The 22,096-nt window shown below is 59.7% G+C and carries 33 protein-coding genes; 12 read left to right on the forward strand and 21 right to left on the reverse strand.

Annotated features, from left to right (window positions below):
- Positions 1-7 precede the first annotated feature (7 nt).
- Positions 8-1,069, reverse strand: a complete 1,062-nt coding sequence (locus H9L06_RS08675) for an ABC transporter ATP-binding protein (protein WP_187556449.1) — start codon at positions 1,067-1,069, stop codon at positions 8-10.
- A gap of 254 nt (positions 1,070-1,323) precedes the next feature.
- On the opposite strand from H9L06_RS08675, the gene H9L06_RS08680 reads away from it, so the two are divergent.
- From H9L06_RS08680 to H9L06_RS08690, 3 genes are all read left to right on the forward strand, one after another.
- Positions 1,324-2,169, forward strand: a complete 846-nt coding sequence (locus H9L06_RS08680; protein WP_187554809.1) for a FadR/GntR family transcriptional regulator — start codon at positions 1,324-1,326, stop codon at positions 2,167-2,169.
- Positions 2,159-2,875 (forward strand): PDC sensor domain-containing protein, encoded by a 717-nt coding sequence (locus tag H9L06_RS08685; protein ID WP_187554810.1) that lies wholly within the window; start codon positions 2,159-2,161, stop codon positions 2,873-2,875. Before H9L06_RS08680 ends, H9L06_RS08685 begins: the two co-directional genes overlap by 11 nt.
- Positions 2,876-2,960: 85 nt before the next feature.
- Positions 2,961-3,329 carry a TIGR02611 family protein gene (locus H9L06_RS08690; protein ID WP_246454345.1) on the forward strand — a complete coding sequence of 123 codons (369 nt, stop codon included), beginning with the start codon at positions 2,961-2,963 and terminating at the stop codon, positions 3,327-3,329.
- A 48-nt stretch (positions 3,330-3,377) separates the two neighbouring features.
- Here the strand turns inward: H9L06_RS08690 and H9L06_RS08695 are convergent, their stop codons facing one another.
- The 3 genes from H9L06_RS08695 to upp all read right to left on the reverse strand — a co-directional run bounded on the left by H9L06_RS08695 (position 3,378) and on the right by upp (position 5,581).
- Positions 3,378-3,863, reverse strand: a complete 486-nt coding sequence (locus H9L06_RS08695; RefSeq protein ID WP_187554811.1) for a magnetosome magnetite crystal formation protein family — start codon at positions 3,861-3,863, stop codon at positions 3,378-3,380.
- A gap of 92 nt (positions 3,864-3,955) precedes the next feature.
- On the reverse strand, positions 3,956-4,618 hold the full coding sequence (locus H9L06_RS08700) for a winged helix-turn-helix domain-containing protein (RefSeq protein ID WP_187554812.1): 663 nt from the start codon (positions 4,616-4,618) through the stop codon (positions 3,956-3,958).
- A gap of 330 nt (positions 4,619-4,948) precedes the next feature.
- Positions 4,949-5,581 (reverse strand): uracil phosphoribosyltransferase, encoded by a 633-nt coding sequence (gene upp, locus H9L06_RS08705; protein ID WP_187554813.1) that lies wholly within the window; start codon positions 5,579-5,581, stop codon positions 4,949-4,951.
- A gap of 56 nt (positions 5,582-5,637) precedes the next feature.
- Here upp and H9L06_RS08710 point away from each other — a divergent pair, with 56 nt between their 5' ends.
- A complete protein-coding gene (locus tag H9L06_RS08710) occupies positions 5,638-6,072 on the forward strand; it encodes a nucleoside deaminase (protein WP_187556451.1) in 435 nt (144 codons plus the stop codon).
- 18 nt (positions 6,073-6,090) lie between these two features.
- On the opposite strand, the gene H9L06_RS08715 is transcribed toward H9L06_RS08710, so the two are convergent.
- Together H9L06_RS08715 and H9L06_RS08720 are read right to left on the reverse strand one after the other, a co-directional pair.
- Positions 6,091-6,366, reverse strand: a complete 276-nt coding sequence (locus H9L06_RS08715; RefSeq protein WP_187556452.1) for a DUF4031 domain-containing protein — start codon at positions 6,364-6,366, stop codon at positions 6,091-6,093.
- 17 nt (positions 6,367-6,383) lie between these two features.
- Positions 6,384-7,346: a cation diffusion facilitator family transporter gene (locus H9L06_RS08720; RefSeq protein WP_187554814.1), complete on the reverse strand. Its 963-nt coding sequence runs from the start codon at positions 7,344-7,346 to the stop codon at positions 6,384-6,386.
- 147 nt (positions 7,347-7,493) lie between these two features.
- Between H9L06_RS08720 and proC the strand changes: the two genes are divergently transcribed.
- Positions 7,494-8,345, forward strand: coding sequence for a pyrroline-5-carboxylate reductase (proC, locus tag H9L06_RS08725; protein WP_246454346.1), 852 nt, complete (start codon positions 7,494-7,496; stop codon positions 8,343-8,345).
- Between the two features lie 108 nt (positions 8,346-8,453).
- Here the strand turns inward: proC and H9L06_RS08730 are convergent, their stop codons facing one another.
- Both H9L06_RS08730 and H9L06_RS08735 read right to left on the reverse strand, forming a co-directional pair.
- The gene (locus H9L06_RS08730; RefSeq protein ID WP_187554815.1) at positions 8,454-9,119 is read right to left on the reverse strand and encodes a potassium channel family protein; all 666 of its coding nucleotides are present in this window, start codon (positions 9,117-9,119) and stop codon (positions 8,454-8,456) included.
- On the reverse strand, positions 9,112-10,482 hold the full coding sequence (locus H9L06_RS08735; RefSeq protein WP_187556454.1) for a TrkH family potassium uptake protein: 1,371 nt from the start codon (positions 10,480-10,482) through the stop codon (positions 9,112-9,114). Before H9L06_RS08735 ends, H9L06_RS08730 begins: the two co-directional genes overlap by 8 nt.
- A 136-nt stretch (positions 10,483-10,618) precedes the next feature.
- On the opposite strand from H9L06_RS08735, the gene H9L06_RS08740 reads away from it, so the two are divergent.
- A complete protein-coding gene (locus tag H9L06_RS08740; RefSeq protein WP_187554816.1) occupies positions 10,619-11,080 on the forward strand; it encodes an ArsR/SmtB family transcription factor in 462 nt (153 codons plus the stop codon).
- A gap of 106 nt (positions 11,081-11,186) precedes the next feature.
- On the forward strand, positions 11,187-11,285 hold the full coding sequence (locus tag H9L06_RS08745; protein WP_005504750.1) for a 30S ribosomal protein bS22: 99 nt from the start codon (positions 11,187-11,189) through the stop codon (positions 11,283-11,285).
- 133 nt (positions 11,286-11,418) lie between these two features.
- On the opposite strand, the gene H9L06_RS08750 is transcribed toward H9L06_RS08745, so the two are convergent.
- From H9L06_RS08750 to H9L06_RS08810, 13 genes are all read right to left on the reverse strand, one after another.
- Positions 11,419-11,757: a hypothetical protein gene (locus H9L06_RS08750; RefSeq protein WP_187554817.1), complete on the reverse strand. Its 339-nt coding sequence runs from the start codon at positions 11,755-11,757 to the stop codon at positions 11,419-11,421.
- Entirely contained in the window at positions 11,757-12,077 is a 321-nt protein-coding gene (locus H9L06_RS08755; protein WP_187554818.1) for a hypothetical protein, read from the reverse strand. Before H9L06_RS08755 ends, H9L06_RS08750 begins: the two co-directional genes overlap by 1 nt.
- 2 nt (positions 12,078-12,079) lie before the next feature.
- A complete protein-coding gene (locus H9L06_RS08760; protein ID WP_187554819.1) occupies positions 12,080-12,988 on the reverse strand; it encodes a phage major capsid protein in 909 nt (302 codons plus the stop codon).
- 120 nt (positions 12,989-13,108) lie between these two features.
- On the reverse strand, positions 13,109-13,312 hold the full coding sequence (locus H9L06_RS08765; RefSeq protein WP_187554820.1) for a hypothetical protein: 204 nt from the start codon (positions 13,310-13,312) through the stop codon (positions 13,109-13,111).
- Positions 13,313-13,325: 13 nt separating this feature from the next.
- Positions 13,326-13,778: a hypothetical protein gene (locus H9L06_RS08770; RefSeq protein WP_187554821.1), complete on the reverse strand. Its 453-nt coding sequence runs from the start codon at positions 13,776-13,778 to the stop codon at positions 13,326-13,328.
- Positions 13,775-14,314, reverse strand: a complete 540-nt coding sequence (locus H9L06_RS08775) for a hypothetical protein (RefSeq protein WP_187554822.1) — start codon at positions 14,312-14,314, stop codon at positions 13,775-13,777. The genes H9L06_RS08770 and H9L06_RS08775 overlap by 4 nt, the downstream gene beginning before the upstream one ends.
- Positions 14,311-15,609 (reverse strand): phage portal protein, encoded by a 1,299-nt coding sequence (locus H9L06_RS08780; RefSeq protein ID WP_223165185.1) that lies wholly within the window; start codon positions 15,607-15,609, stop codon positions 14,311-14,313. Before H9L06_RS08780 ends, H9L06_RS08775 begins: the two co-directional genes overlap by 4 nt.
- Complete coding sequence (locus H9L06_RS08785; RefSeq protein WP_223165186.1) at positions 15,606-17,066, reverse strand: terminase TerL endonuclease subunit; 1,461 nt, start codon at positions 17,064-17,066, stop codon at positions 15,606-15,608. Before H9L06_RS08785 ends, H9L06_RS08780 begins: the two co-directional genes overlap by 4 nt.
- Before the next feature lie 390 nt (positions 17,067-17,456).
- On the reverse strand, positions 17,457-17,621 hold the full coding sequence (locus H9L06_RS08790) for a hypothetical protein (protein WP_187554823.1): 165 nt from the start codon (positions 17,619-17,621) through the stop codon (positions 17,457-17,459).
- 336 nt (positions 17,622-17,957) lie between these two features.
- Positions 17,958-18,329 (reverse strand): helix-turn-helix domain-containing protein, encoded by a 372-nt coding sequence (locus H9L06_RS08795; protein WP_187554824.1) that lies wholly within the window; start codon positions 18,327-18,329, stop codon positions 17,958-17,960.
- A 57-nt stretch (positions 18,330-18,386) separates the two neighbouring features.
- Positions 18,387-18,644 carry a hypothetical protein gene (locus H9L06_RS08800; protein ID WP_187554825.1) on the reverse strand — a complete coding sequence of 86 codons (258 nt, stop codon included), beginning with the start codon at positions 18,642-18,644 and terminating at the stop codon, positions 18,387-18,389.
- The gene (locus H9L06_RS08805; protein WP_187554826.1) at positions 18,645-18,926 is read right to left on the reverse strand and encodes a hypothetical protein; all 282 of its coding nucleotides are present in this window, start codon (positions 18,924-18,926) and stop codon (positions 18,645-18,647) included.
- A 79-nt stretch (positions 18,927-19,005) separates the two neighbouring features.
- The gene (locus tag H9L06_RS08810; RefSeq protein ID WP_187554827.1) at positions 19,006-19,203 is read right to left on the reverse strand and encodes a helix-turn-helix domain-containing protein; all 198 of its coding nucleotides are present in this window, start codon (positions 19,201-19,203) and stop codon (positions 19,006-19,008) included.
- 106 nt (positions 19,204-19,309) lie between these two features.
- Between H9L06_RS08810 and H9L06_RS08815 the strand changes: the two genes are divergently transcribed.
- The 5 genes from H9L06_RS08815 (at position 19,310) to H9L06_RS08835 (ending at position 22,072) form a co-directional block, all read left to right on the forward strand.
- A complete protein-coding gene (locus H9L06_RS08815) occupies positions 19,310-19,879 on the forward strand; it encodes a helix-turn-helix domain-containing protein (RefSeq protein WP_187554828.1) in 570 nt (189 codons plus the stop codon).
- On the forward strand, positions 19,872-20,945 hold the full coding sequence (locus tag H9L06_RS08820; RefSeq protein WP_187554829.1) for a site-specific integrase: 1,074 nt from the start codon (positions 19,872-19,874) through the stop codon (positions 20,943-20,945). The genes H9L06_RS08815 and H9L06_RS08820 overlap by 8 nt, the downstream gene beginning before the upstream one ends.
- 246 nt (positions 20,946-21,191) lie before the next feature.
- Entirely contained in the window at positions 21,192-21,470 is a 279-nt protein-coding gene (locus tag H9L06_RS08825) for a hypothetical protein (RefSeq protein ID WP_187554830.1), read from the forward strand.
- Between the two features lie 153 nt (positions 21,471-21,623).
- On the forward strand, positions 21,624-21,914 hold the full coding sequence (locus H9L06_RS08830) for a hypothetical protein (protein ID WP_187554831.1): 291 nt from the start codon (positions 21,624-21,626) through the stop codon (positions 21,912-21,914).
- Positions 21,914-22,072 carry a hypothetical protein gene (locus tag H9L06_RS08835; RefSeq protein ID WP_187554832.1) on the forward strand — a complete coding sequence of 53 codons (159 nt, stop codon included), beginning with the start codon at positions 21,914-21,916 and terminating at the stop codon, positions 22,070-22,072. Before H9L06_RS08830 ends, H9L06_RS08835 begins: the two co-directional genes overlap by 1 nt.
- The last annotated feature ends 24 nt before the right edge of the window (positions 22,073-22,096 follow it).

Consider the following 22,096-nt stretch of genomic DNA (forward strand, 5'->3'; position numbering starts at 1 on the left):
GGTGGCTTTAGGCGGCAGCCGAAACGGGTTGCGTGCCGGGGATCGGGGTTGCGTGTGTCTTTTGGAAGCGGAGGCTGACGGTATCGCCGCGGCGCAGGCTCGCCTCGGTGCGGGGGGTGTGGCGGTTCTGTTTCTCGGAGATGTACCGCACACCATCTTCGACGTCGACGAGGTAGCGGGTATGTGCGCCCGCGTACACGATCTCGGCGATCGTGCCGCCGAGGGCGATCTCATCGGTCTCGAGTGGAGTCGTAGGATCGGCGAGCTCGACGCGCTCGGGCCTCAGGCTGTGCAACTCGCTCGAGCCGAAGAAACGGGCTGCAGTTGCGGACGGGATGATATTCGTGATGCCGAGGAACCGAGCGACAAACTCGGTCTCTGGAAACTCGTAGACTTCGCGCGGGCTGCCGACCTGCTCGATCTTGCCGTTGTTGAAGACGGCAACACGGTCTGAGAGCGTAAGCGCCTCTTCCTGGTCATGCGTGACGAACACGAAAGTGATACCAACTTCGCGCTGAATCTGCTTGAGTTCGATCTGCATCTGCTCGCGAAGCTGCTTATCGAGTGCGCCGAGAGGTTCATCGAGCAGTAGCACTTTCGGTCGCAAGATAAGGGCGCGGGCGAGCGCAATGCGCTGCCGCTGCCCACCCGAGAGTTGCGAGGGTTGGCGGCTCGCAACGGCGCTGAGCTGCACCTGTTCGAGCGCCTCGCCAACGAGACGGTTGCGCTCGGTCTTTGAAACGCCGCGCACTCGCAGTCCGTAGGCCACATTCTCGGCGATGGTGAGGTGTGGGAAGAGCGCGTAATCCTGAAAGACCGTATTTACTTCGCGATCGAAGGGCGCAGCGGCGGTTACGTCGTCGCCGTGGAGGAGGATCTTGCCGGCGGTGACGTTCTCGAACCCAGCGATCATGCGGAGCACGGTCGTTTTGCCTGAGCCCGAGGGGCCGAGCATGGAGAAGAATTCACCCTCGTAGATCTCGATGTCGAGATCTTTCACTGCGGTGAAGTCACCGAACTGCTTGGTGACACCGTTTACGGAGACTGCGACATTCGCAGACTGGAGCATTTGCGTGTGGGCGTCATTCTTGCGTTCTCGCGAACGACCAAGGTCGAACGGCTGAGTCATTGCTCGCTCCTCAAACTTCGTTGTTGGTGTGAATACCATGAAACTTTAACATATGAGATTATAGGTTTTAAGCGAGCGCGCAAGTTCGCCGTTACATTTTGGTTACGCTTTACGGAGGGGGCCTATGACTCGCTCGGTATCTGTCGAGTGAACAAACCCCAGAGTCGTGGCAACAACACAGATCGGAGGTGTTCGTGAACTCACCAGCGAGCACTGCATCGCCGAGTCGTCTGCGCACCGCTGCCTTCGCGCCCATCGGTGAAGAGGGTCGAGCTGACATGGTTGTCACGAGACTCGTGCAGGCGATTTCTGTCGGAGCCTTTACTGAGGGCGAGCGACTTCCCAGTGAGAACGAGCTCTCTGCGCTGCTAGGGGTGGCCGTGCTCACCGTGCGTGAGGCGCTCAGTGAACTGCGTTATCGCGGCCTCATTGAGACAAGACGTGGTCGAAACGGCGGCAGTTTCGTGAGGCAAAGCCAGGCAGCGGTTGAGGATGTGAATGCACTCGAGCTCGTAGAGCGTTCGCGAGTGGAGCTCGCGGATCTCGGGGTGCACTACGAAGTAATCTCTGCTGCGTGTGCTGAGTACGCATGCTTGCGCGCGATGCCTGAGGAACTCGAAATTGTCGAACAGATTCTGCACGCTGCTCGAGAACTTCCCGCATTCGCTTGGCGCAGGCGAGTAACCGAGGTGCAACTCGAGCTCGCAGCCTTGAGTCAGTCTGTGCGACTCACGACCGAACACGTGCGAGTACAGACGGAGTTCACTCCATTGCTCGCGCTGCAGGACTTCGACCATGACGCCAGAATGCACACGCACGACGGCCTCATCGAACAAATCGCGGCCACGAAGCGTGGCGATGTTCAGGGAGCGAGAACGGCAGTGCGCGAAAGCGTGCGTGGATCAGTGAAATGGCTGGTCGAGTTTCGCAACGACCTGCTTGCCTCTGCGCCAGACAACTTCTCGCGCGAACGCGATGTTCGTGGCACACTTGAGGCTCGACGGAGAAGTCGTGAAGGGGGTGCGGGTCATGTCGCTTGACGTGAAGCAAGTCGATATCAGTGCGACCGAGGGTATCGCCGTAGTTGATGATTTTTTTGACGGTGTGTTTGCCCCGCTCCGTGCCTGGCTGCCCGAACTCGCCGAGTTGTTTGGGGCGCTCGACAGCAAGATCACCGGGTCACAGCTCGCGTCGCTCGTCGAAGGTGGATCGTATGCTGTGCTTGATACGGCCGACCGACCTCTCTACGGCGCGGGGTTTTGTGGCAGCGACTTGCTTGTGAGCGGTGGCAATCCGCTCGCGTGGTGGCAAGGTCCGGAAAGACAACTGCTCGCGTCTTCCACGTTCGGCCCGGGTCAGGCAGCAATCGATCTCGAGCGTCTCGAGTGGTACCGTGTGCCTCGCCAGACGGGCGAGCATCACGTGGCTGGCCCTTTTGTTGACTACCTCTGCTCGAATGAGATCACGCTTACCTCGACGGTTCCGCTTATTACCGACAGGGGTTTCCTTGGCGTCGCGTGCGCTGACGTCTTGCTCGCAACGGTCGAAGAACTGCTCATGCCAAGTATTAGGGGTATTGAAGGCGCAGCTCTCGTGAATTCGAACGGACGCGTGGTCGTGTCGACGGATCCAGATCACGAGACCGGCGACCGGTACTTTGGCATAGCTGACGATGACCATGCGAGCGCACAGTTGCTGATCGGGCGATCCACACGCTACCCATTCGCGCTTGTGCAACCGCGGTAAATGCACCCTGAGGCGACCCTGAAATCACCCTGATTCGAGCCCCCTGCGGGGTCTTTTTCAGCGAAATCCCGTACGCTCTGGAAGCGTGACGATACCCGAACATGACGCCGATAAAGCCCGTCGCCTCGCGCGACCGGTGGCGAAATTCATGGCGCGCTGGCGCCATTGGATTCGCAAGCGACCCTGGCTCGACATCGTTTACCGTGTACTCGTCACAACTTTAGGCGTGCTCATCATGGTGCTCGGCCTCATCATGGTGCCGCTTCCGGGGCCCGGCTGGCTCGTTGTGTTTATCGGCCTGACCGTGCTCGGGTCTGAGTATCACTGGGCGAGGCGTCTACTTGGCTGGCTCCGGCGGGCGCTCGCGCGATTCTGGGAGCGTTGGCGTGCGTGGCGGCAGAGCAGAGAAGCCCGGAAGGAAGCAATCCGCCAGGCCGACGCAACGCGGCCGTAAACACGCATGGCCCGAGCGTCGCCCGGGCCACACGCAGTCTCACCAGTGTTACTTGATGAGTGGAACGTTAAAGATAAACGGATCGCCGCCACCGCGACGGTAGGTCTCGATGACCTTGGTAGCCGCAATGATGTGGAACACGAACAGCACTAGGTGAGCGATAAGGAGCACGAGCGGCCCAATCACCGGGATGAGCGCGAAGATCCACCCAACGACGCCGAGCGCGGTGCGGAGGAGGGCGAAGTTCAGGTTGGCTGCGTGCAGCGCACGAACCTGCGGATTGCCCTTGTCTTTCTCGATGATGTAGAAAATGAGCGCCGGGATCCAGAGGAAGAACACCGAAAGCCAGTAGTTGAGCGTGAGGTTGCTCGCGGGGTCAGCTGGCGGAACCTGCTGCGGAGCGCCGTAGGAAGGCTGCTGCGGCGGAGGAGTCTGGCCAGGAGGCGCGGCAGGCGGTTGTTGCGGTGGCTGCTGACCACCGGGCTGCTGCGGTTGGTTCGGTGCGCCTTCACCTTCGGGTGGGAGCGTAGTCATTCAGGTCTCCTCCTTTGGAGCGTCACGTGATGAACTCGACGAGTAAATCTCGACCAGGTAACAAAAACACTACCGTGATCGCACCGTGAGGGCTAGAAGACGTCTGGGCTCGGCGTGGATGTGTGCAGGATCGAAACGTCTGCGTGACGGTCGAAGCGGTACCCGGTGCCGCGCACGGTGCGCACGATGTCTTGGTACTGGGCGAGCTTTACGCGGAGACGGCGCACGTGCACGTCGATGGTGCGCTCGCTCGGAATCTCCTCGCCTTCAGCGTCTGCCCACAGTGTCTCGATGATCTCTTCGCGGCTGACTGTGCGGCCCTCGCGAAGCACGAGAAACTGCAGCAGTTCGAACTCGCGGAAGGTGAGCGTTGCTGGCACGTTGTCGAGCAGCACGCGCTTGCGCGAAAGGTCGAGAACGACGCCACTCGCCGCGCGGTCGAGGTCTTCGTCGTGCTTCTGGCGTGCGTGCGCTGCTGGGTCGCCGAGCGCGAGGCGCACGACGTCGATGTCGCGGCCACCGGTGCCCTCGGGTGCGAGGGCGACCGCTGCGTAGGTTTCTGCGGCGGGTGAGAGTTGCGCTACGAGGTCTTTGATCTGAGCGACGATCGCGCCGAGGTGTGGATCGTTCGAGTTCAGCTTGTCTTCTGCGAGCCCTACGTAGAGGGCAAAGCCGCGAACCTCTTGACCGGCGGGGAGATGAGCGGCCGAGGTCTGGTGAGCGGGGGTCTTGGTGATGGTTGCGTTCTGAGCCATGATGATGAAGTCCTTATGCGTGTCCCGGTTGCGGGAGATGTGCTGCGAGTGTGGGTGCGCTCTGTGTTTGCTCTTACGGCCGCGGTAATAGTGCGGATCACGTGTGCTGTGAGCAAGCCGAGCGCCAGATTCGATGAAACGTGCGTGTCGGTTACTTACACATTCGGCAGCACATAGCATCGCGACCGGACATCATCATGCCGGTCATCCCAAAGTTCACCTCGGAGGCGGACTGGGTGCGAATAGAGCTATGCATAAGGACAAGTTAAAGGTCAAATTGCAAATATGTCAAGCCGAGCCCTAAGATTGGCCCGCAAAATCGGGGCCGAACTAGACAGTTCCGTAGAGACGGTCGCCCGCGTCGCCAAGACCCGGCACGATGTACGCGTGCTCGTCGAGCCCCTCATCCATAGCCCCGAGCACGAGCGTGACATTGCGATCGCCGGCGGCTCTCTTGATCGCCTCAACGCCTTCCGGCGTGCCCAGGATGCAGATTGCGGTGATGTCGTCGGCACCGCGCGCAAAGAGAAATTCGATTGCGGCCGCCAGCGATCCACCGGTTGCGAGCATGGGGTCGAGCACGAAGCACTGCCTGCCAGCGAGCGAGTCGGGAAGGCGCTCTGCGTATGTGGTTGGTTCGAGGGTTTCTTCGTCGCGCACCATGCCGAGGAAGCCGACCTCGGCGGTCGGCACGAGCTTCACCATGCCCTCGAGCATGCCGAGCCCAGCGCGCAAAATCGGCACGATGAGCGGTAGTGGCTCGCTCAGTCGCACACCGGTTGTGGGCGCTATCGGGGTCTGAATCTCGACCGGATCAACCCGCACCTCACGCGTCGCTTCGTAGGCGAGGAGGGTCATGAGCTCTTCAACGAGCAGACGGAACGTCGGCTGCGGCGTCTTGGCGTTGCGCAAGACGGTGAGTTTATGGGTGATGAGTGGGTGATCTGCCACGAAGACTCGCATGCGCCTATTCTATTGCCGTGAGCACTATTCCAGCATCGCCCGGTGAGCGAACGGCCATGGCGGCGGCGCTCGAAGAGGCGCGAATCGCGGGCGCTGCGGGCGAGATTCCTGTGGGGGCGATCGTGCTCGGGCCCGACGGTGAGGTGCTCGCGCGGGGTCGAAATGCCCGCGCGCACGGTGTGGATCCCACAGCTCACGCCGAGGTCATCGCGATTCGGGAGGCAGCAACCCAGCTTGGCGACCGGTTTCTCGACGGCTGCACACTCGTCGTCACGCTTGAACCGTGCACGATGTGCGCGGGGGTGATCCTCGCGGCTCGCGTGCCGCGCGTGGTGTTCGGTGCGTGGGACGAGAAGGCTGGCGCAGTGGGGAGCGTCTATGACCTGCTGCGCGACGGCAGGCTGCCGCACCCCGTGCCCGAGGTGGTGTCTGGCGTGATGGCCGCCGAGTGCGCTGCCGTGCTCACTGAGTTCTTCGCCGAACGTAGGTAGGCGAGTCGCTGCCGTGAGTTAGTGGATCGCCCGCCGCTCGCGTGCGGTTACTCGCAACCCGGAGGCAATGAGCCGACGAACGAGCTCGTGTCCACTCACGTGGGTTGCACCCGCAGCGACGAGTTGCGCGTGCATGTCAGCTGGCACGTCATAGTGGTCGCGGTCAAATCCCCGCTCCGGGATTCCGTTTGCGCGCGCAAACGCGTGCAGCTCCTCCAAGTTGTCGTCGCTCACCAAGTGCGCCCAGAGCTTGCCGTGGGCGGGCCAGCGGGGATCGTCGATGAGCACCATGATGGGCAGCGTTTCACACGTTAGTCGCTCGAAAGCATCACGATCGAGCTGGTGGTCGGGGAGGGGAGGGTTGGGTCGATCCACACATCTGGTTCGATGTAAATGACCCGCGCCGCAGGTACCGCCTTGCGCACGCGACGCTCGGCGAGGTTGATGATCACCGACACCTCCGCCATCGTGGTGGTCGAGGCGAGCGAAATCTTTGCACCAACCATGAGCTCGTCTGGGCCGAGGTAGAGAGTCTTCATGTGAATGACCTTCTCGACGTCTTTCGAGTCGGTGAGCGCGACCTGGATCTTTTCGTGGTCTTCGAGCGTCGCGCCCTCGCCGACGAGCAGGCTCTTCGTCTCAGCACCAATAATGAATGCGACCCCAACGAGCAGCACACCAATGAGGATCGTGCCGATCGCGTCGAACAGGCTGTTGCCAGTGAGCGCGGTGAGCCCGACGCCGAAGAACGCGAGCACGAGGCCGGTGAGGGCTGCAAGATCCTCGAGCAGAATCACCGGCAGTTCGGGCGACTTTGAACGCCTGATAAATGAGAACCAAGACGAGTCGCCCTTGAACGGACGGCTCTCGCGAATAGCGGTGCGCAGCGAGAAACTCTCGAGCACGATTGCGATCGCGAGCACAACAAGTGGCAGCCACCACTGCTGCAGCTCGTGCGGGTGACGAATCTTTGAGATGCCCTCCCAAATCGAGAACAGGCCGCCGACCGAGAACAGCACAACCGCAACGATGAACGCGTAGACGAATCGCACGCGACCGTACCCGAACGGGTGCTCGAGGTCTGCTTTGCGCTTCGCCCTGCGGCCGCCGAGCAGCAAGAGGAGTTGGTTGCCCGAGTCAGCGAGGGAGTGCACGCCCTCGGCAAGCATCGACGATGAACCCGAAATGGCCCATGCGATGAACTTTGTAATCGCAATCCCGACGTTTGCAAGCAGAGCCGCGATTATTGCGCGGGTGCCACCCTGAGCACTCATGTTTGCCTCCCTGGCGGTAACCTCTCGATCTCAGTGTATGGGGAGACGCATTCTCAGGTGCTGAATATGCGCGCGTCCTGAGATTTCCGCCCGCCGCACCGCGATCTAGTCTGCCTACACACCTTGGTTTCAGGCAGACTAGAAATCATGACCTCAGCACACAGCCCCGTCTCACTTCCGCGCACCGTCATGATTGGGGTCGGATCGATGGGTGGGGCTATATTGCAGGGGCTCCGAGACCCAGCTGTCGAGATTCCGCGCCCCATCACTGTGACGACGAGCTCGGCGTCGAGCGCAAGCGCATTCGACGGCGCCGACGATGTTGTCGCGCTCTCGGGTGAGGTGGATCCTGACGCGAACCGCGTTGCTGTGCGCGGCGCAGAGCTCGTGATTCTCGCGGTGAAACCCTGGATGGTCGTCGACGTCGCCCGCGAGATCTCAGCCGATCTTGCCCCGGGTGCGATCGTTGTGAGCGTTGCTGCCGGGGTGCAAAGCGAGCGCATCGAAGCCGAACTGCCCGGCGCTCAGGTGGTGCGCGCGATGCCGAATACCCCGTCGCACATTGGGTGCGGCGTGACGGGTGTGGCTGGTGGATCCACTGCGAGTGACGGCGCTGTGGAGACCGTGCGAAACCTCTTCGAGACCGTGGGAGACGTTGTCGTCGTGCGCGAGGACCAAATCGACGCGGTGACCGCAGTGTCTGGATCGGGACCCGCCTACCTCTTCTTGTACGTCGAAGAAATGACGGCCGCAGCGCTGCGCATGGGATTCACCGAAGAGCAGGCGCGCGTGCTCGTCACAGGAACCGTTTCGGGTTCCGCCGAACTACTCGCGCGCAGCGGGGAGAGCGCAGAACAACTGCGCAAGAACGTCACGAGCCCGAAAGGCACGACCGAGCAGGCAGTCTTTGTGCTGCAAGACGCCAAGTGGGGCGAACTGTTCGACCGCGCGCTCGCCGCGAACGTGCGCCGATCAGAGGAACTCGCCGCGGACGATTGAGGTAGCGAGGCAGGTTGGCGAGTGCGTTCACCTCGTCTTCCGGCTCGCTTCGCTCGCTGCCAGACCCGACCTGCCGAGGTGAACGCACTCGCCACCCAGCCGGGAGCGCTAACCGATCGTTGCGAAGCGCTCTACGTCGTCGGCTGTACCCGACACGATGATGAGGTCGTGCGGAGAAACCACGGTGTCTTGCGTCGCGTGCGTGAACGGTTGCCCGGGAGCTTTTACTCCGACGACCGTCACGCGATATCGGGTGCGCACCCCACTGTCAGTGAGCGAGCGGCCGCGAATTGAGCGAGGCGGGTACATCTTCGCGATGACGTAGTTGTCGTCGAACTGAATGAAGTCGAGCATCGACCCCGAGAGCAGGTGCGCGACGCGCTCGCCAGCTTCGCGCTCGGGGTAAATCACGTGATTCACGCCGATGCGCTCGAGAATCTTGCCGTGCGAGTGCGAGATAGCCTTCGCCCAGATTTGCGGTACGCCAAGATCCACTAAGTTCGCGGCAATGAGCACGCTCGCCTCGATTGACGCACCGGTCGCCACGACGGCGATCTGAAACTCGTCGGCCCCGATCTGCTCGAGTGCCTCCATCGACCTCGCATCCGCCTGCACTGCGTGGGTGACTCGATCCGCCCACTTTTGCACCAACTCAGGGTTCGTATCGACCACGAGCACCTCACGGTCTTGACGATCAAGCTGCCCGGCTGTCGAGGCGCCGAACCGGCCCAGCCCGATTACAAGAACGGGTTCATCACTTCGAATTTCAACCAACGATCGGCCTTTCTTCTGGGAGTCTGAACATGCGTGAGCGACTCGTAGCGGCGACGGCCGCGGCGAGCGTGACGGTGCCGACGCGGCCCGCCCACATCGTCGCGGCAAGAATGTATTTGCCCGAATCGGGCAGGGCTTCTGAGAGGCCGGTCGAGAGTCCACACGTGCCGAAGGCCGAGATGACTTCGAACAGCGTTTCATCGAGAGTGGTACCGGCGAGGTGCATGATCGCTGTTGTGGCGACGAGCACGATGGTCGCGCCCCAGATAAGCACGGAGACGGCGACGCGGAGCACCTCGTTCGGAATGCGGCGCCCGAACGCCTGCATGTCTTTGTATCCGCGTGCTTCGGCGTAGGCTGCGATAAACAGCACCGCCAACGTTGTGACCTTAATGCCGCCAGCGGTCGATGCCGATCCACCACCGACGAACATCAGCATGTTCATGACGAGCCTCGTAGAACCGTTCATTTCGGATGGATCGATAGTGCCGAGGCCGCCCGAGCGGGTCATGACCGACATGTACCCCGCATCAAACAGCGTGCGACCGAGCGGCTCTGAGCCGAGCGTGAGCGGATTGTTCCACTCGAGCGACCCGATGAGAAGCCACCCGAGAATGAAGAACGCGAGCGTCGCGGTGAGCGTGAGCTTCGCGTGTAGGCCGATGTGGTTACGGCGGATCGAGCTGCTTCGCAGCGTTCGGTAAAGGGCAAAGATGACGGGGAACCCGATGCTGCCGAGGAACACACCGAGCGCGAGCACGCTCAACAGGTAGTAATCGCCAAGGTGCTCGGTGAGGCCATCGTCGAGCGGAACGAAGCCGGTGTTAGTGAAGGCCGAGGCGGCGAAGTAGAAGCTCTTCCAGAGGGCGTTCCAAAAGCCCAGGCCGTCGGTGAGTAGACGGGGAAGAATGAGTGCGGTGAGAGTTGCCTCGATGACGAGGAGGCTGAGCACCACCGCCGTGAGCAAGCCACCAATATCGCCGAGACCCACCGCCTGGCGTTCTGAGGCGCCCTTGGCGGTGCGATTTGGGTTCGTGTCGCTCGCGACCATCAGTCGCTGCCTGAGCCCGAGCCTGCGGGTTACCGTGAGCCCGAGAAGGCTCGCGAGCGTGAGTACGCCCACGCCGCCGATCTGGATGCCCAGCAAGACGACGACATCACCAAATACAGACCAGTGCGTCGCCATATCGACCGTGGCGAGGCCAGTCACGCAAATGGCTGAGACCGCGGTGAAGAACGCGTCTGAGATTGGCGTCATCTCGCCAGTTTCGCTCGCGATCGGAAGGGCGAGAAGCGCGGTCCACAGAAGCACAAGTGCACTGAATACGAGGATCGCGAAGCGCGCCGGTGTCGTGTGGATCAGGGCATGAAACCACGAATTACGCCTGCGTTGAAAGGAGGATCTGCGGGCGAGTGCGCTCGTGCTCACGTCTCCTTCTTTCACGTTCGACAAGATCAATGTTGTCATGCTACACACCTGGCGAGATACCCTGGTCTGTATGCCAGACATTTTCGGAGTCATCGCAGATGCGACAAGGCGCGACATTTTGCAGGTTTTGCTTGAGCGTCATGGTGCCGGGTCAGAGATTAGTGTTTCCGAAATCGTGAATCAGCTGGAGATTAGCCAGCCAACTGTTTCGAAACACCTGAAGGTGCTTCGCGACGCCGAGCTCGTCACCGTGCGCGAAGAAGGGCAGCATCGCTTTTATTCGCTCGACCCTGAACCGCTCGAGATGATCGAAGACTTCGTGATTCCGTTTCTCTCTGTTGGGTTCGATACCGAGGTGACCGTCGAGTACCTCAACGGAGACGGCGAAACGGTCACAGGGCCCGACGGTCTCCATGACGACGCGATCATTTCTGAAGAGGCAGCTGGAGCCGCTGAGCGAATTGGACGCGCTGCAGCCGCTGCCGAGCACCGGGTAAAAGAACTGGTTGCTCGCTTCAAATTGCATTCCTGAGAATTACTCGGTTCGCGCGAGGCCCTTTCGGGTTGTAGACTAGACATTCTGTGGGCCACGATACGGTTCGGCCCGTACGGCCCGAGAAACTTTGTGAGGTAACTGAATGGGTTCAGTAATCAAGAAGCGCCGCAAGCGTATGTCGAAGAAGAAGCACCGCAAATTGCTTCGTAAGACGCGTCACCAGCGCCGCAACAAGAAGTAGTAAAAAGAGGCGGTTGGCAACAGTAGCGATACGTTGTCAGCCGCTTTTTTATGCCGTTTTTGAGGTTGTTGATGATGGTGTCAAACTGTCCGCAACTGGCACTCTTGCGGACTCAGTGCGGACAGCTTGCGGACTAGGTGCGTTGGCTGAGTTCTATCGTCAAGTGATGCGTCTTGCCACGCGCTGAACGGTCGAGCACCCCATCGACGCGGTACTCTTCCCCGCGCCAAACGATCCAACTCGACACGGCCTGAAGATCAGTACCAGGATCGCTGACGACAGCACGCAACTGCTCGACAGCAACCAAACGACCATAGCCCGACTCGAAGTTCACGCCAGCGGTCGAGTAGTACACATGCGCCGGTATCGTCGCGATCTTCCCCACAGGGGCAGGTAGCTCATTCCCCCGGTCGTCATAGCCTGGCGACGGGCCTGTCTCGCCCCATAGCTCGATCTCGTCGCGTAACTGCATTAGGCGGCCTTGCGTCGGTGCGCGTCGAGTACAGCACGCTCGAGGATCGACCAGCCCTGAAACGTCGTGTAACGCGCCGAGTAGTCACCGATCTGCTCAGACTGCAACAGCTCAGGATTATTCGTGAGCCGTGCCGTTGCTGAGACGATGACGGCCGCGATCGCGTCGTTCGGCTCCCCGTCGTCGAAGCCAACGCCACGGGTGTGCATACGCGCCATTTCAGTGACGAGCGGCAGATGATCCCCGGCCAGGGCGACGAGGCTGGTATCGCCACCCCGACCGAGAAACTTTGCTACGTCAGCAGCAGTAACAGCAGCCATGATTAGCCGATGTTGATGCCGCGAAGCACGACGACAGCTTCAGGGTTGAGCGGCTGCGCGTCGTAACGTGCGGTCACACGGATCGCCTGCTGGTCGTAGTCACCGAAAGTCTGGTCAAGAATCTTGACGGTCGGTGCCTGGTCGCGTGCGACGGCGATCTGACTGAAGTCTGCGAGCACGGCGCTGGTCGTGTCCTGAGTGTCGTCGATAATCGGAATACGGTTGGTGACGATGACCTGTGAACCAAAGAGGCGGAATACGCCGTCCTGGGTTGCATCAGGGGTGAGTAGGTACTGATTCGAGCCACTGTCCTGCTTGATCTTGCGAAGCTCGATGAAGGTCTCTGGTCGCATGAGCCACTTCGCTGAAGCGGTGTTTGCGTTGCCTGAGAGCAGCTTGCCCCATGCGTCGAGCACGTCGTCGAGGCCGATAGCGCCGACGCCGGTGATCTCCTGCACGCCTGCATAGTTGATGATGCCGGTCGGGGTGGTCTGTGGGTCAGGGGTGCCCGGTACGGTTTCGGTGGGTGCTGCGCCACCGATGAACGCTGCGTCGAGCTTGTCGGCAACGTCCTTTACGAGACGATCCTTGATCGCTGCTTCGAGGCTGACGACCGACTGGCGTGCAAGCTCGTTGCTGAAGCGGGTGAGCGTCTTGACTGACTTGATGGTTGACGGCAGCAGCACGATCTCGTCGAAGTCGACGTCGTCGTTGCTGATCTGCTCGTTTTCACCCTTCCAGTCGGGGGTGGTTGCGCCGCCGAGCTTTGGTACGCGAACGGGTGAGCCGTCGGTGTCGAAGATGCGGGGGCCAGCTGAGAGGAAGACTGATGCTTGCTCGAGCGGCTTGACGAGAATTGACTGCACCTGTTCAGCGGTGAGTTCTGGTGCATTGGCGGTTGATACGGCCATGATGATTCCTAACGTGAGATGTCCACCTTGGTAGACAGTTAATGAGTCACGTTGGAGTCAGTCCAAACGAAAGGGGCAGGCCATCAAGACCTGCCCCAAGTATACCCCATAGGGGTATTTCTACATGAACTTAGCGCCGCGCGGCTTGTCTTCGACCTCGATGACCTGCATTGGAATCTCAGGGCTGATGAAGATAGAGACGTTCTGGCCCTTCGCTGTCGTCAGGTCGAGCATGTGAGGCTTGGTCACGTCGACACCTTTGAGTGGGTGCTCGTCAAACACGTAGGTGTCGCCGTTGTACTTCAGCCGGTACTTCATCTTCATTGCTGCCCCTTTGCTAGCTTGCGTTGTTTTTGAGCAGAGCGCTCAGACTGAACGTATCGGATACCCCCGACAGTCCCTGCCCAATGTCCCCTGAAGGCTTGCGTGTTGCAAGATGCGGCTTCGTTTTGAGCAGCGCGTCGATAGCTTCGACCATTTTGTTGGGGTCAACAATATGGTCATTGTCGAAGGGCAGATCGCTAGGGTCAGCCAAACGCCCAGTAGCGGCAACAAGAGCAGTGTGCAGGCGAGTCGCGATCTCGTCACGATCCTGAGCACGCTGCCGGTACTTCGCGTTCTCGTCGCGTAGCTTCACGACGTAGTCGCGGGGGAACGTGTCACCGTCCAACGTCCCGGATTCGGGATGATCGCTACTTCCAAATTCGGAAGTATCGCTATTCCGGAATTCCAGATTATCCGGTAAGTCAGAATCTTGACTTACTACCTGTTCGGTGTTCTCTTCACTCATTTTTCCTCCTCAGTGATTGGCTGCGGGGTACACCTGCAACCGGGGTGATGGATCATTGTTAGGTCTTTCGGGAACATGTAGCCGCCTCTTGCCCATGACGCGCATAGTTCGCACGCGCCAGGGTCTAGACGTCGCACCCAGCCGATGACGACGCCAGATTCACGCATAGCGTCATTCCAGCCGCGCTGTGCAGCAGCGGCAGGTTCAGCGAACGCGAACCTTGCCAGTCGTGCCGTAACGTCGACCGTGCCAGCGGCCAGCGCGAGCGTCAGCAGGCCGTCACGCAAACGATCTTGGTCGTCTGGTGCCACGACCCCGACCGTCGGCTGCACGGTGCCCAGCGTCACGCTCAATTCGGTCGCGAGTGCGAGATCGGCCAGAGTGACCGCGCGAGCGTTACCCTGTGCCACCTGAGCGGCGGCAAGCTGCACGAACTGATCTTGCGTTAGTTCGCCAGCCTGCCACGCCTCAAACGTCGCCAGTACCTTCGCCTGCACGTCGTCAGTGAGGCGTTCTAGTGTGCCGTGGTAACTCATTCGTCAGTCACCAGAAACGCGCTCAGATCAGCACCTGTAGCGTCGAGCGCTTCAGACCTGCGAGCCTGCTTGATCTGCTCAATCTGCGACGGCGAGTAACCGAGCGGGTCAGCGAGCACAGCTTCAAGCGGTACACCCATACCAGCAAGCTTCGCGGCAGCGTCGGCAACCTGCGCCGGGGTGCGAGTCTCTGGTGAAGCCCAGAGCGTTTCAAAGTCGCGAGTATTGTGACCGTCGCGAACCTTCAGCACGAGGTCGGCAACCTTCGCCCATGCGCGACCGTAGGTGCGTTGCTTCGAGATGACCTTCGCGACGAGTGAAGCTTCAGCCGAACGGATCGCGTCAGCACTTGGCGGCTGGTCACCATTCAGGCCGAGATAGTGCGGCGGCAGACCTGAGACCGCGCCGATCTGCTGAGTGAGTATCGCGACGAGATCGCCATAGCCGTCGATGCGTGCGCCGTCGAACTGGCCGAACTTGGTCGCCGGGTCTTCAGACTGCCAGAGCCGGTCACCCTCGTTGCTGAACGGGTTGATCGGGTTGCCGTCGTCGTCTTCGACAACTTCAAGCCCGGTCACCCAGCGGCGAGGCCTGGCGAAGTATTCCGACGAGACCATCGCGTCACTCATGATCTTCGCGAGTCCGTCAGTGAGGTCGAGAATGTCAGCCATTTCTGACGACCCTTCGACGTCGAGCAGCCTGGCACGGTTCACCAGCGGCACGACGGGAACTTCACCGAGTGGGTTGTCGATGATCTCGGTCACCTTCAGCGCGTTCTCTTTGCCCTGGTAGCGGGTGATCTTGTCAGCCTCATAGACGACAGCATGATGATCTTTGCCGTCTTCCCAACGCTTCACAGCAGCCCTCACAACGCCCGTTGCCGGGTCGGTTGCGACAGACACCTGCCGAGCACTTTCGACGGTCACCAGCGGGCCTGTAGCGCCAGCCCAGACGAACACGAACGAGCGCCCATAAGTGAGCGCGTCGACGTGAGCGAGGTGCGCCTGCGATTCGAGATCGTTCGCCTGCCAGATACGCCAGAGCTGGTCGTCGGCAGCGTCTTCACCGATTGCCCTGAAGCCGGTCACCTGCATACGCTCAGCGACCGACGACACGAGCAAGCGGGGGAAGTTGATGCCCAGCACCTTCAGCCGTGAGCCGAGCGCTTCACGCGACTTCGGTGACAGAAACGCTGCGGGTTGTCGGCCCTCGTAATATGCATCGAGCTGCGAGAGTCGCGACTGCGATTCGTCGAGCTTTGCCGACAGATTTTCGAGAATAGTTTGCGTGCTCAAAACGAGACCGCCTTTCTTGATCGTTTACGGCCATGCCAGGCGGCACGGTCGAAAGCGGCGATCATCGCGACAGTCGCGTCGATCTTCCGCGGTGAGTTTTTCTTGTCCTTCTGAACAAGAGCGCCGACAGCGGTCTGCTGCGCGACAGTGTTGCGAACGTGCTCAGCAAGACGCTGGTCACCGTTATGGGTTAATTTCTTCTCCATGACAGCGGCATACACACGATCAGCAGCTGGCCCCATACGGTTGCGGTAGCCGGTATTGAACTCGACGACGCGACGGTCGCCGAACTGTTTGCCCCACTCTTCAAGCTCAGAGCGCCAACCCCACGGGTCAGCAGCAAGCTCGACGACGTCGTAACGGTCGAACGCTTCAGCGACCGCGTCACCCACGTCGCCACGCGGCACGCGCCAGCCAGGTTCGCCAGGGTTCGCCCAAATGTTGAGCGGCACAACATGGAAGTCGAGCGTCACAGCCACCAGCGCCGTCGAGTCGCCAGAGGCCGACCCGTCGAAGCCGAGCACAACCCTCTCGCCGTCTTTCAGATGCCGGTCGACCGCGAGAGCATCCCAGACACCGAAGGGCAGCCACGAGTCGTTAGCGCCGACCCATTGGCCGAGCCGGTAACGCCTGAACGCCGCTTCACGCATCGTCTTCGCGACAGAGAGCAGACCGTCGGCGGTGAGGAAGTCACCCAGCGCCGGGTTAGCTTTCGCCCACTGCTCACGGTCGAAGAGATCACAGCCCTGGTCGGCGGCGAACTCTTTGAAGTAGAACGACGGGTCTTCATTTAGCCGGCCATATTTGACCAGCTCGAACATGACTGAGTCTTGTGAGTCAGACGGCGTCGAGATCGCCAGGGTGAGCGACTGCGGTCGTTTACCGGCGACCGATGATGCAGCTTCCCAATCGTCAGCCGTGACCGTGTGTAACTCGTCAACGATCAGCAGGCTAGGGTCGAAGCCCTGCAACGCGGCCACGGTCGACGCTGCGGTGAGTAGTTCCCCGCCAGTGTGCGGCACCTTGATCGACGCCTGCAGCAAGTGAGCACGTTCAGCAAGCTCAGGCGATAACTCGATCATTCGTGAAGCGATCTTCAGCGTGTGCCGAGCGACCTGCTCGGTGCCAGCAACGACCATGACCTGCGGCGACAACGTGCCAGACGCGAACAACTCATACAACGCGATGATCGCGGCAAGCGTCGTCTTCCCATTGGCACGGGGCAACGACACTAAGCCGGTACGCGGTCGACCAGACTCAGGGAAGAGACCCTTCACGATCTCGACCTGCCACTCACGAAGCTCAAACGGTTCGCCAGCGCCCACACCCTTCGGCACAATCACAAACTCTTCAGCGAACCGAACAAGACGCTGCCAGCCCGGTTCAGGCCAGCCCGTGAAGTCCAACGGGTCAGCCGTAATCGCACCCTTAGCGCCAGCCCTTGCCACCAGAATCACCCCCTAATTGAGAACCGTTCTCAAATTGTGTAAACCTAAATGCCTGGCCGCGGGGGTGGGGAGTCGGGGTGGTGTGGGTCTTCCCCCGTGGGTCGTTTGCTTCGGTGGGTGCTCCCTTGCGTGCGTTGCAAGGGCGGCAGAGTACGTCGACGTGTTTCAGTGTTGTTGCTGGCCATTCGAGATGGTCTGCTGTGAGGTCTTCAGACGTGCCACAGGTTGAGCACCAGGGTTGTAGTGCTCGAGCGCGTTGTGAGAGTTTGCGCCAAGCATCGTTGTAGCCTCGTTCTTCGCGGCTTCGCTTCGTGGGTTGTGCGTGTGGATGCTGTGGGCAGCGTGACTCTTCGGATGGTTCGCCACAGAGTCCGTCGTTGGTGGGGGCGGTGCAGAGTTTCATGACCGGGCCTCTTCTTCTTCAGCGAGGTCGTGTACGCGGTTCACGAAGGCGTAGACGCGGGGGCCGTACTCGATGAACGCGACGATCCTTTTGCCGGAGTAGATAGCGATGACGGGGCGTGACGTGTCCCCGGTCTTGTAGTTGTAGTGTGCTGCTCTCACACGCGGAAACTTCCGACTCATGGTGTTTTCTCCTTCATTGGATTGTTCGCGAGATTCGTATGAGTCTTTGGAAGAGTTTTGTTTTTCTCCTTCGCCCTTGGTTTTCGAAGAAAACAAAGCTGATCAAGAATCACTAATAAGAACTGGTCACTTACTGGTAGTAGGCAATTCTTTCCGGTTCTTTGCGCGAGATTTGCCGGTTTGTTTTGCGAGATTTGCCGGTGGGTGCGAGAGATTTGCTTATGGTGGCAGTGATTTCGGCAATTCTTGCCGGTGGTTTCTGTGCTCCATCGGCAACTCTTGCTACTGGAATATCGGCAAGTCTTGCCACTGGCCCTAAGCACTTCGAGCCTCCGACCAGCCGTCCTGGTAGCGCTGCCACTCAGGGTCTTTCGCTCGATAAGTTTCTGGCACGTTCAACACATAGACGTTGTTGAGCCATTTGCCCTTGCGTGATTTTCGTTTCTCGATTTTGAAGGCGTTGTTATGTTCCAAAGTCTTAACGTGCGTTTGGATCGTGCGCACGCTCTGGCAAGTCATTTGGGCTAGGTAGTCGTAGCTGGGGAACGCGTAGCCGTATTCGGCATTCTCAGACTCTGCAATAGCGAGTAGGGTCAGCTTTTCTCCAGGCTTCAGGTCGCGAACTAATTTGTTGCCGAGATTGAACCTGTTGACATCCCACGCCCAGTTTCTTGCGGACAGTGTCATGACTCCCCCTTCCCTAAGTAGTGGGGGGAACGACCGCTTGGCCGCTCCCCCTTGTCGTTATTCAGCGTCGCCCTCGACGAGCGGCTTTGGTTCGAGTCTGTTGTGCCTCTCGAAATACATGTGCCGAGCGTGCTCGAGGTTGACGAGCAGGTGGCGAACGAGCACCATGACCTCGTCTTCGTCGAGCGGCTGGTCGTTGATGATGACGACGGGGTGGTCGTCTTCAGTGATGCCGCTGTCGATGGTGAGAGAGCCGCCGTGGATCGGGAACATCTCGATCATGGGGCTGTATCCGTCGATGTATGGGAATGTCATTTAGATTGCCTCCTCGTGCTGAGGCGCGCCGGGTTCCGTGCAGCGTCTGATGAAGCGGGACTCTTCTTCGAGTACGTGCGTTGCGACTGATTGAAGAGCGGCAGCAACGGCCAGGGCTTCATTCGGTTTCATGAGAATGTTCGAGGTGAGATCGTCGGTTAGTTCGATGATCGACTCACCGTTTGCGAGGCTGGCGGGTTGTACCCAGACGCGGTTGCGGCCTACGTGCAACACGAAGAGCGCATCGAAATTGTCTGAGGGGTGTGGGATACTGGTATTCATCGTTTCTCCTTCGTAGGGGTTTCGGTTACCCTCTTCGCGACTGTCGCCAAACTGTTTCGCGTAGGGGGTTTTTTCTTGGTTACTGTGCATCGAATGCCTCCTCGATAAAGCGGTCAAGCTCAGCTGCGGAGACGACTGTGCGGCCTCCGAGCTTTCCGGTCTTGATCTGGCCTGTGTGGATTAACCACCTCGTAGCCGCCTCGGACCGACGAAGCTCTGCTGCTACTTCTTTGACGAAGTAGAAGCGCGGTGACGCTAACTCCTGCGTGGTACTCATTAGAACTCCCATTTCTGCGAGCGATCTGCTTGCAAGAATGAGACTAGCACAACGAATCTCATATTTGGGCAACTTTCACAACCATTTTTGTGAGAGGCTTATCTTCATGGATGAAGAGAGCGGTCTAGAGTCACTGTTCGGCAAGCGCCTACGCGAGCTGCGTGAGGAGCGCGGACATACGCAAGCTCAGGTCGTGGAGTGGCTTGTGGATCATGGTGTGAGTTACATGAATACTTCGACCCTGTCTCGGATTGAGTTGGGTACGAGGCCGGTTCGGCTTGGGGAGGCAACAGTCTTTGCCCGTTACTTCGATATTCCTATGGCGGCGCTTGTGACGACTAGCGACAATTACCGGGCTATTGATTTGGTGTCTCGTCGGCATAATGAGGCGCGGAATAGATTCGTTAGATTCCGGCAGGCGGTGGTCGATGTTTCTCGTCATCAGCAGTCGCTACCGAAGATGCTTGAAGTGCTTGATGAAGTTATCGAATCTGAACCGAAGGGCAGTGAACTTCTTAAGCCTGTCAAGTGGCTCCGTCGAAACGTGCTCGACTTTGTTGAGATTGATCTCGTGGAAGAGACGCGCAATTTGGTAGCAGAGACAGAGGCTCGATTTGAGCAGGGTGAAGAATCAACGGCAGGTAGATTCTTGAACAGCCGAGACACACGTGGCTAGCATTACGAAGCGTCCTAACGGGAAGTACCGGGCTCGTTATCGCGACCCTGACGGTAAAGAGCACGCACGGCACTTCACGCGCAAGATCGACGCTCAGCAGTGGATCAAAGAGGTAGACGCCTCGATCCTTACTGGGCAGTATGTCGACCCGAAGGCTGGCGAGATCATTCTTGCTGCCTACTTCAGGAAATGGGAAGAGCGGCAGGTCTGGGCACCAGCAACCCGCAAGTCCGCGCACAACGCGCTCAAATGGTGCGACTTCAAAGACTTGCCGATCAAGGCGATCAAGAAGTCTCACATCGAGTCTTTCGTGAAGTCACTGCATGACAAGGGTCTTGCTGTGTCCACGATCAAGCTGAACATGCGCTTCATGCAGATGGTGCTCAAGTCTGCTGTTGACGATCGTTTGATTCCGAGCAACCCGACGATGGGGGTGAAGCCACCGAAGGCCGAGCGTAGCGAAGAGATGGTCGTGCCTGACGTGCATGAGGTCGGCACGCTAATCAATATGGCCGAGCGGCCACTCAAGCTACTTGTCGCATTGTGCGCGTTTGCTGGCCTTCGTCGGGGTGAAGCGGTCGCGGTGCAGCTTGGCGACTTCGACTTCGACGCGAAGACGCTGAACGTGCAGCGCCAGGTGCGCCAGGCTGACGGCGGCAGCGAGTTCGAGTCGCCGAAGCACGGTAGTAGTCGCGTCGTGTACTTGCCCCAACAATTGCTCGATCTCGTTGCTGATCATGTTGAGAATTGGGGTGTTCGCGGTGCTGAGAAATGGCTGTTCTCGACTACGCCTGACGGGCCTGGTCGTGGCTATCTCGAGCCTCATTGGCGCGCGCTGAAGGTGAAGGCTGGTCTTGATGATCTGCGCCTGCACGATCTCAGGCACTTCTACGCTTCAGGGTTGATTGCTTCGCGGTGCGACGTCGTTACCGTTCAGCGAGCGTTAGGGCATTCGTCCGCGACGATTACACTGAACACATATTCGCACTTGTGGAAGACCGCTGAAGACCTCACCAGGGGTGCAGCGGGTGGCCTGATGGAAGAGGCGAGAATTGAACTAGCGTAGCTCTTGCGGACTGGGTGCGGACAGTACCCTTTTTAGCCGCATGTTTCTGCGGTAAGTGAGACAACAAGAAGTAAATTGAACTGGCGGTTGGCAATGATCTCAGATCGTTGTCAGCCGCTTTTTCGTGCCGTTTTGATGTGAGAACACTCTGGGGCTGCCGCGCTCGCGCTACAGGTGCCGAATCCTTGCGGCAGGGCTGGGCTACGACCAATAGGCCTACGAAATTACGGAAGGCGGGTGAGAGCCATGGGCGACGAGGAGAAGCCACCGCAGAATTGGGTCATGACCTCAGCGGACTTCGCTAAGCGCGTGGCGAAGAACCGCGAACGACACCAGGCGGGCGCCTCCACCCGTGACACGTTCGTCGGCGACGACATCCGGAAGTTTCGCACGGGGCGGATCACCTGGCAGCAGGGCTTCGTTGATTTCGATCTCATCAAGCCGTCCGAGGTCGAGAGGTCCCTGTTCCACCTGGAGAAGTCGCTGCCCGTGCTGGTTTGGAATGCGGCGGCACTGGGGGGGTAACACCTTCACGCTTTCGCAGGTGCAGGCACTGCTGAACGGCGTGACCGTCGGGGGAAGGAACCCGAACAGGCAAAGCAGATCCTCGCGCTGAGCGAAGGTATGGGCCTGATGATCAGCGCGGTGCGCAACGGTTCCTTCTCTCTTAGTAAGGAGATGAGCGAACGGGTTCACGGTGTCGTCGCTCAACACGAGGCGATTGAGTCGGGTAACTTCCGTGGCGAGGGCAGCGTCCACGGTGGCGGTTCCGTCAGGCTTGCTGGCGGCGGAACCGTCGAGGGAGACCCGACCGGTAAGAACGGGGCTCAGTTGCAGCTCGACTACGCAAACCTGCTGGCCGCACTCGGTAAGCTGAGCGACCCGAGAGAGCGTGCGTTGGCGTACTTCGCCTCAGCGACCCGGTCCCAGTTTACTTCGACGGGAACAAGCGCACCGCAAGGATTATGATGACTGGCGCGCTGATCCAGGCGGGGTTCGAGTTGATCAACATCCCGTACGCGCGGCAGGAGGAGTTCAATGTCGCGCTCGACGAGCTATTCCGCACCGACGACGGAACGAAGCTGATTTCGTTCCTCACGACGTGCACGTTGGTCGACAAGCGTTGAGTCTGCAAGCTCCAGTCGCGTGCT

It is taken from the genome of Leucobacter denitrificans, from assembly GCF_014396385.1.
Taxonomy (GTDB): domain Bacteria; phylum Actinomycetota; class Actinomycetes; order Actinomycetales; family Microbacteriaceae; genus Leucobacter; species Leucobacter denitrificans.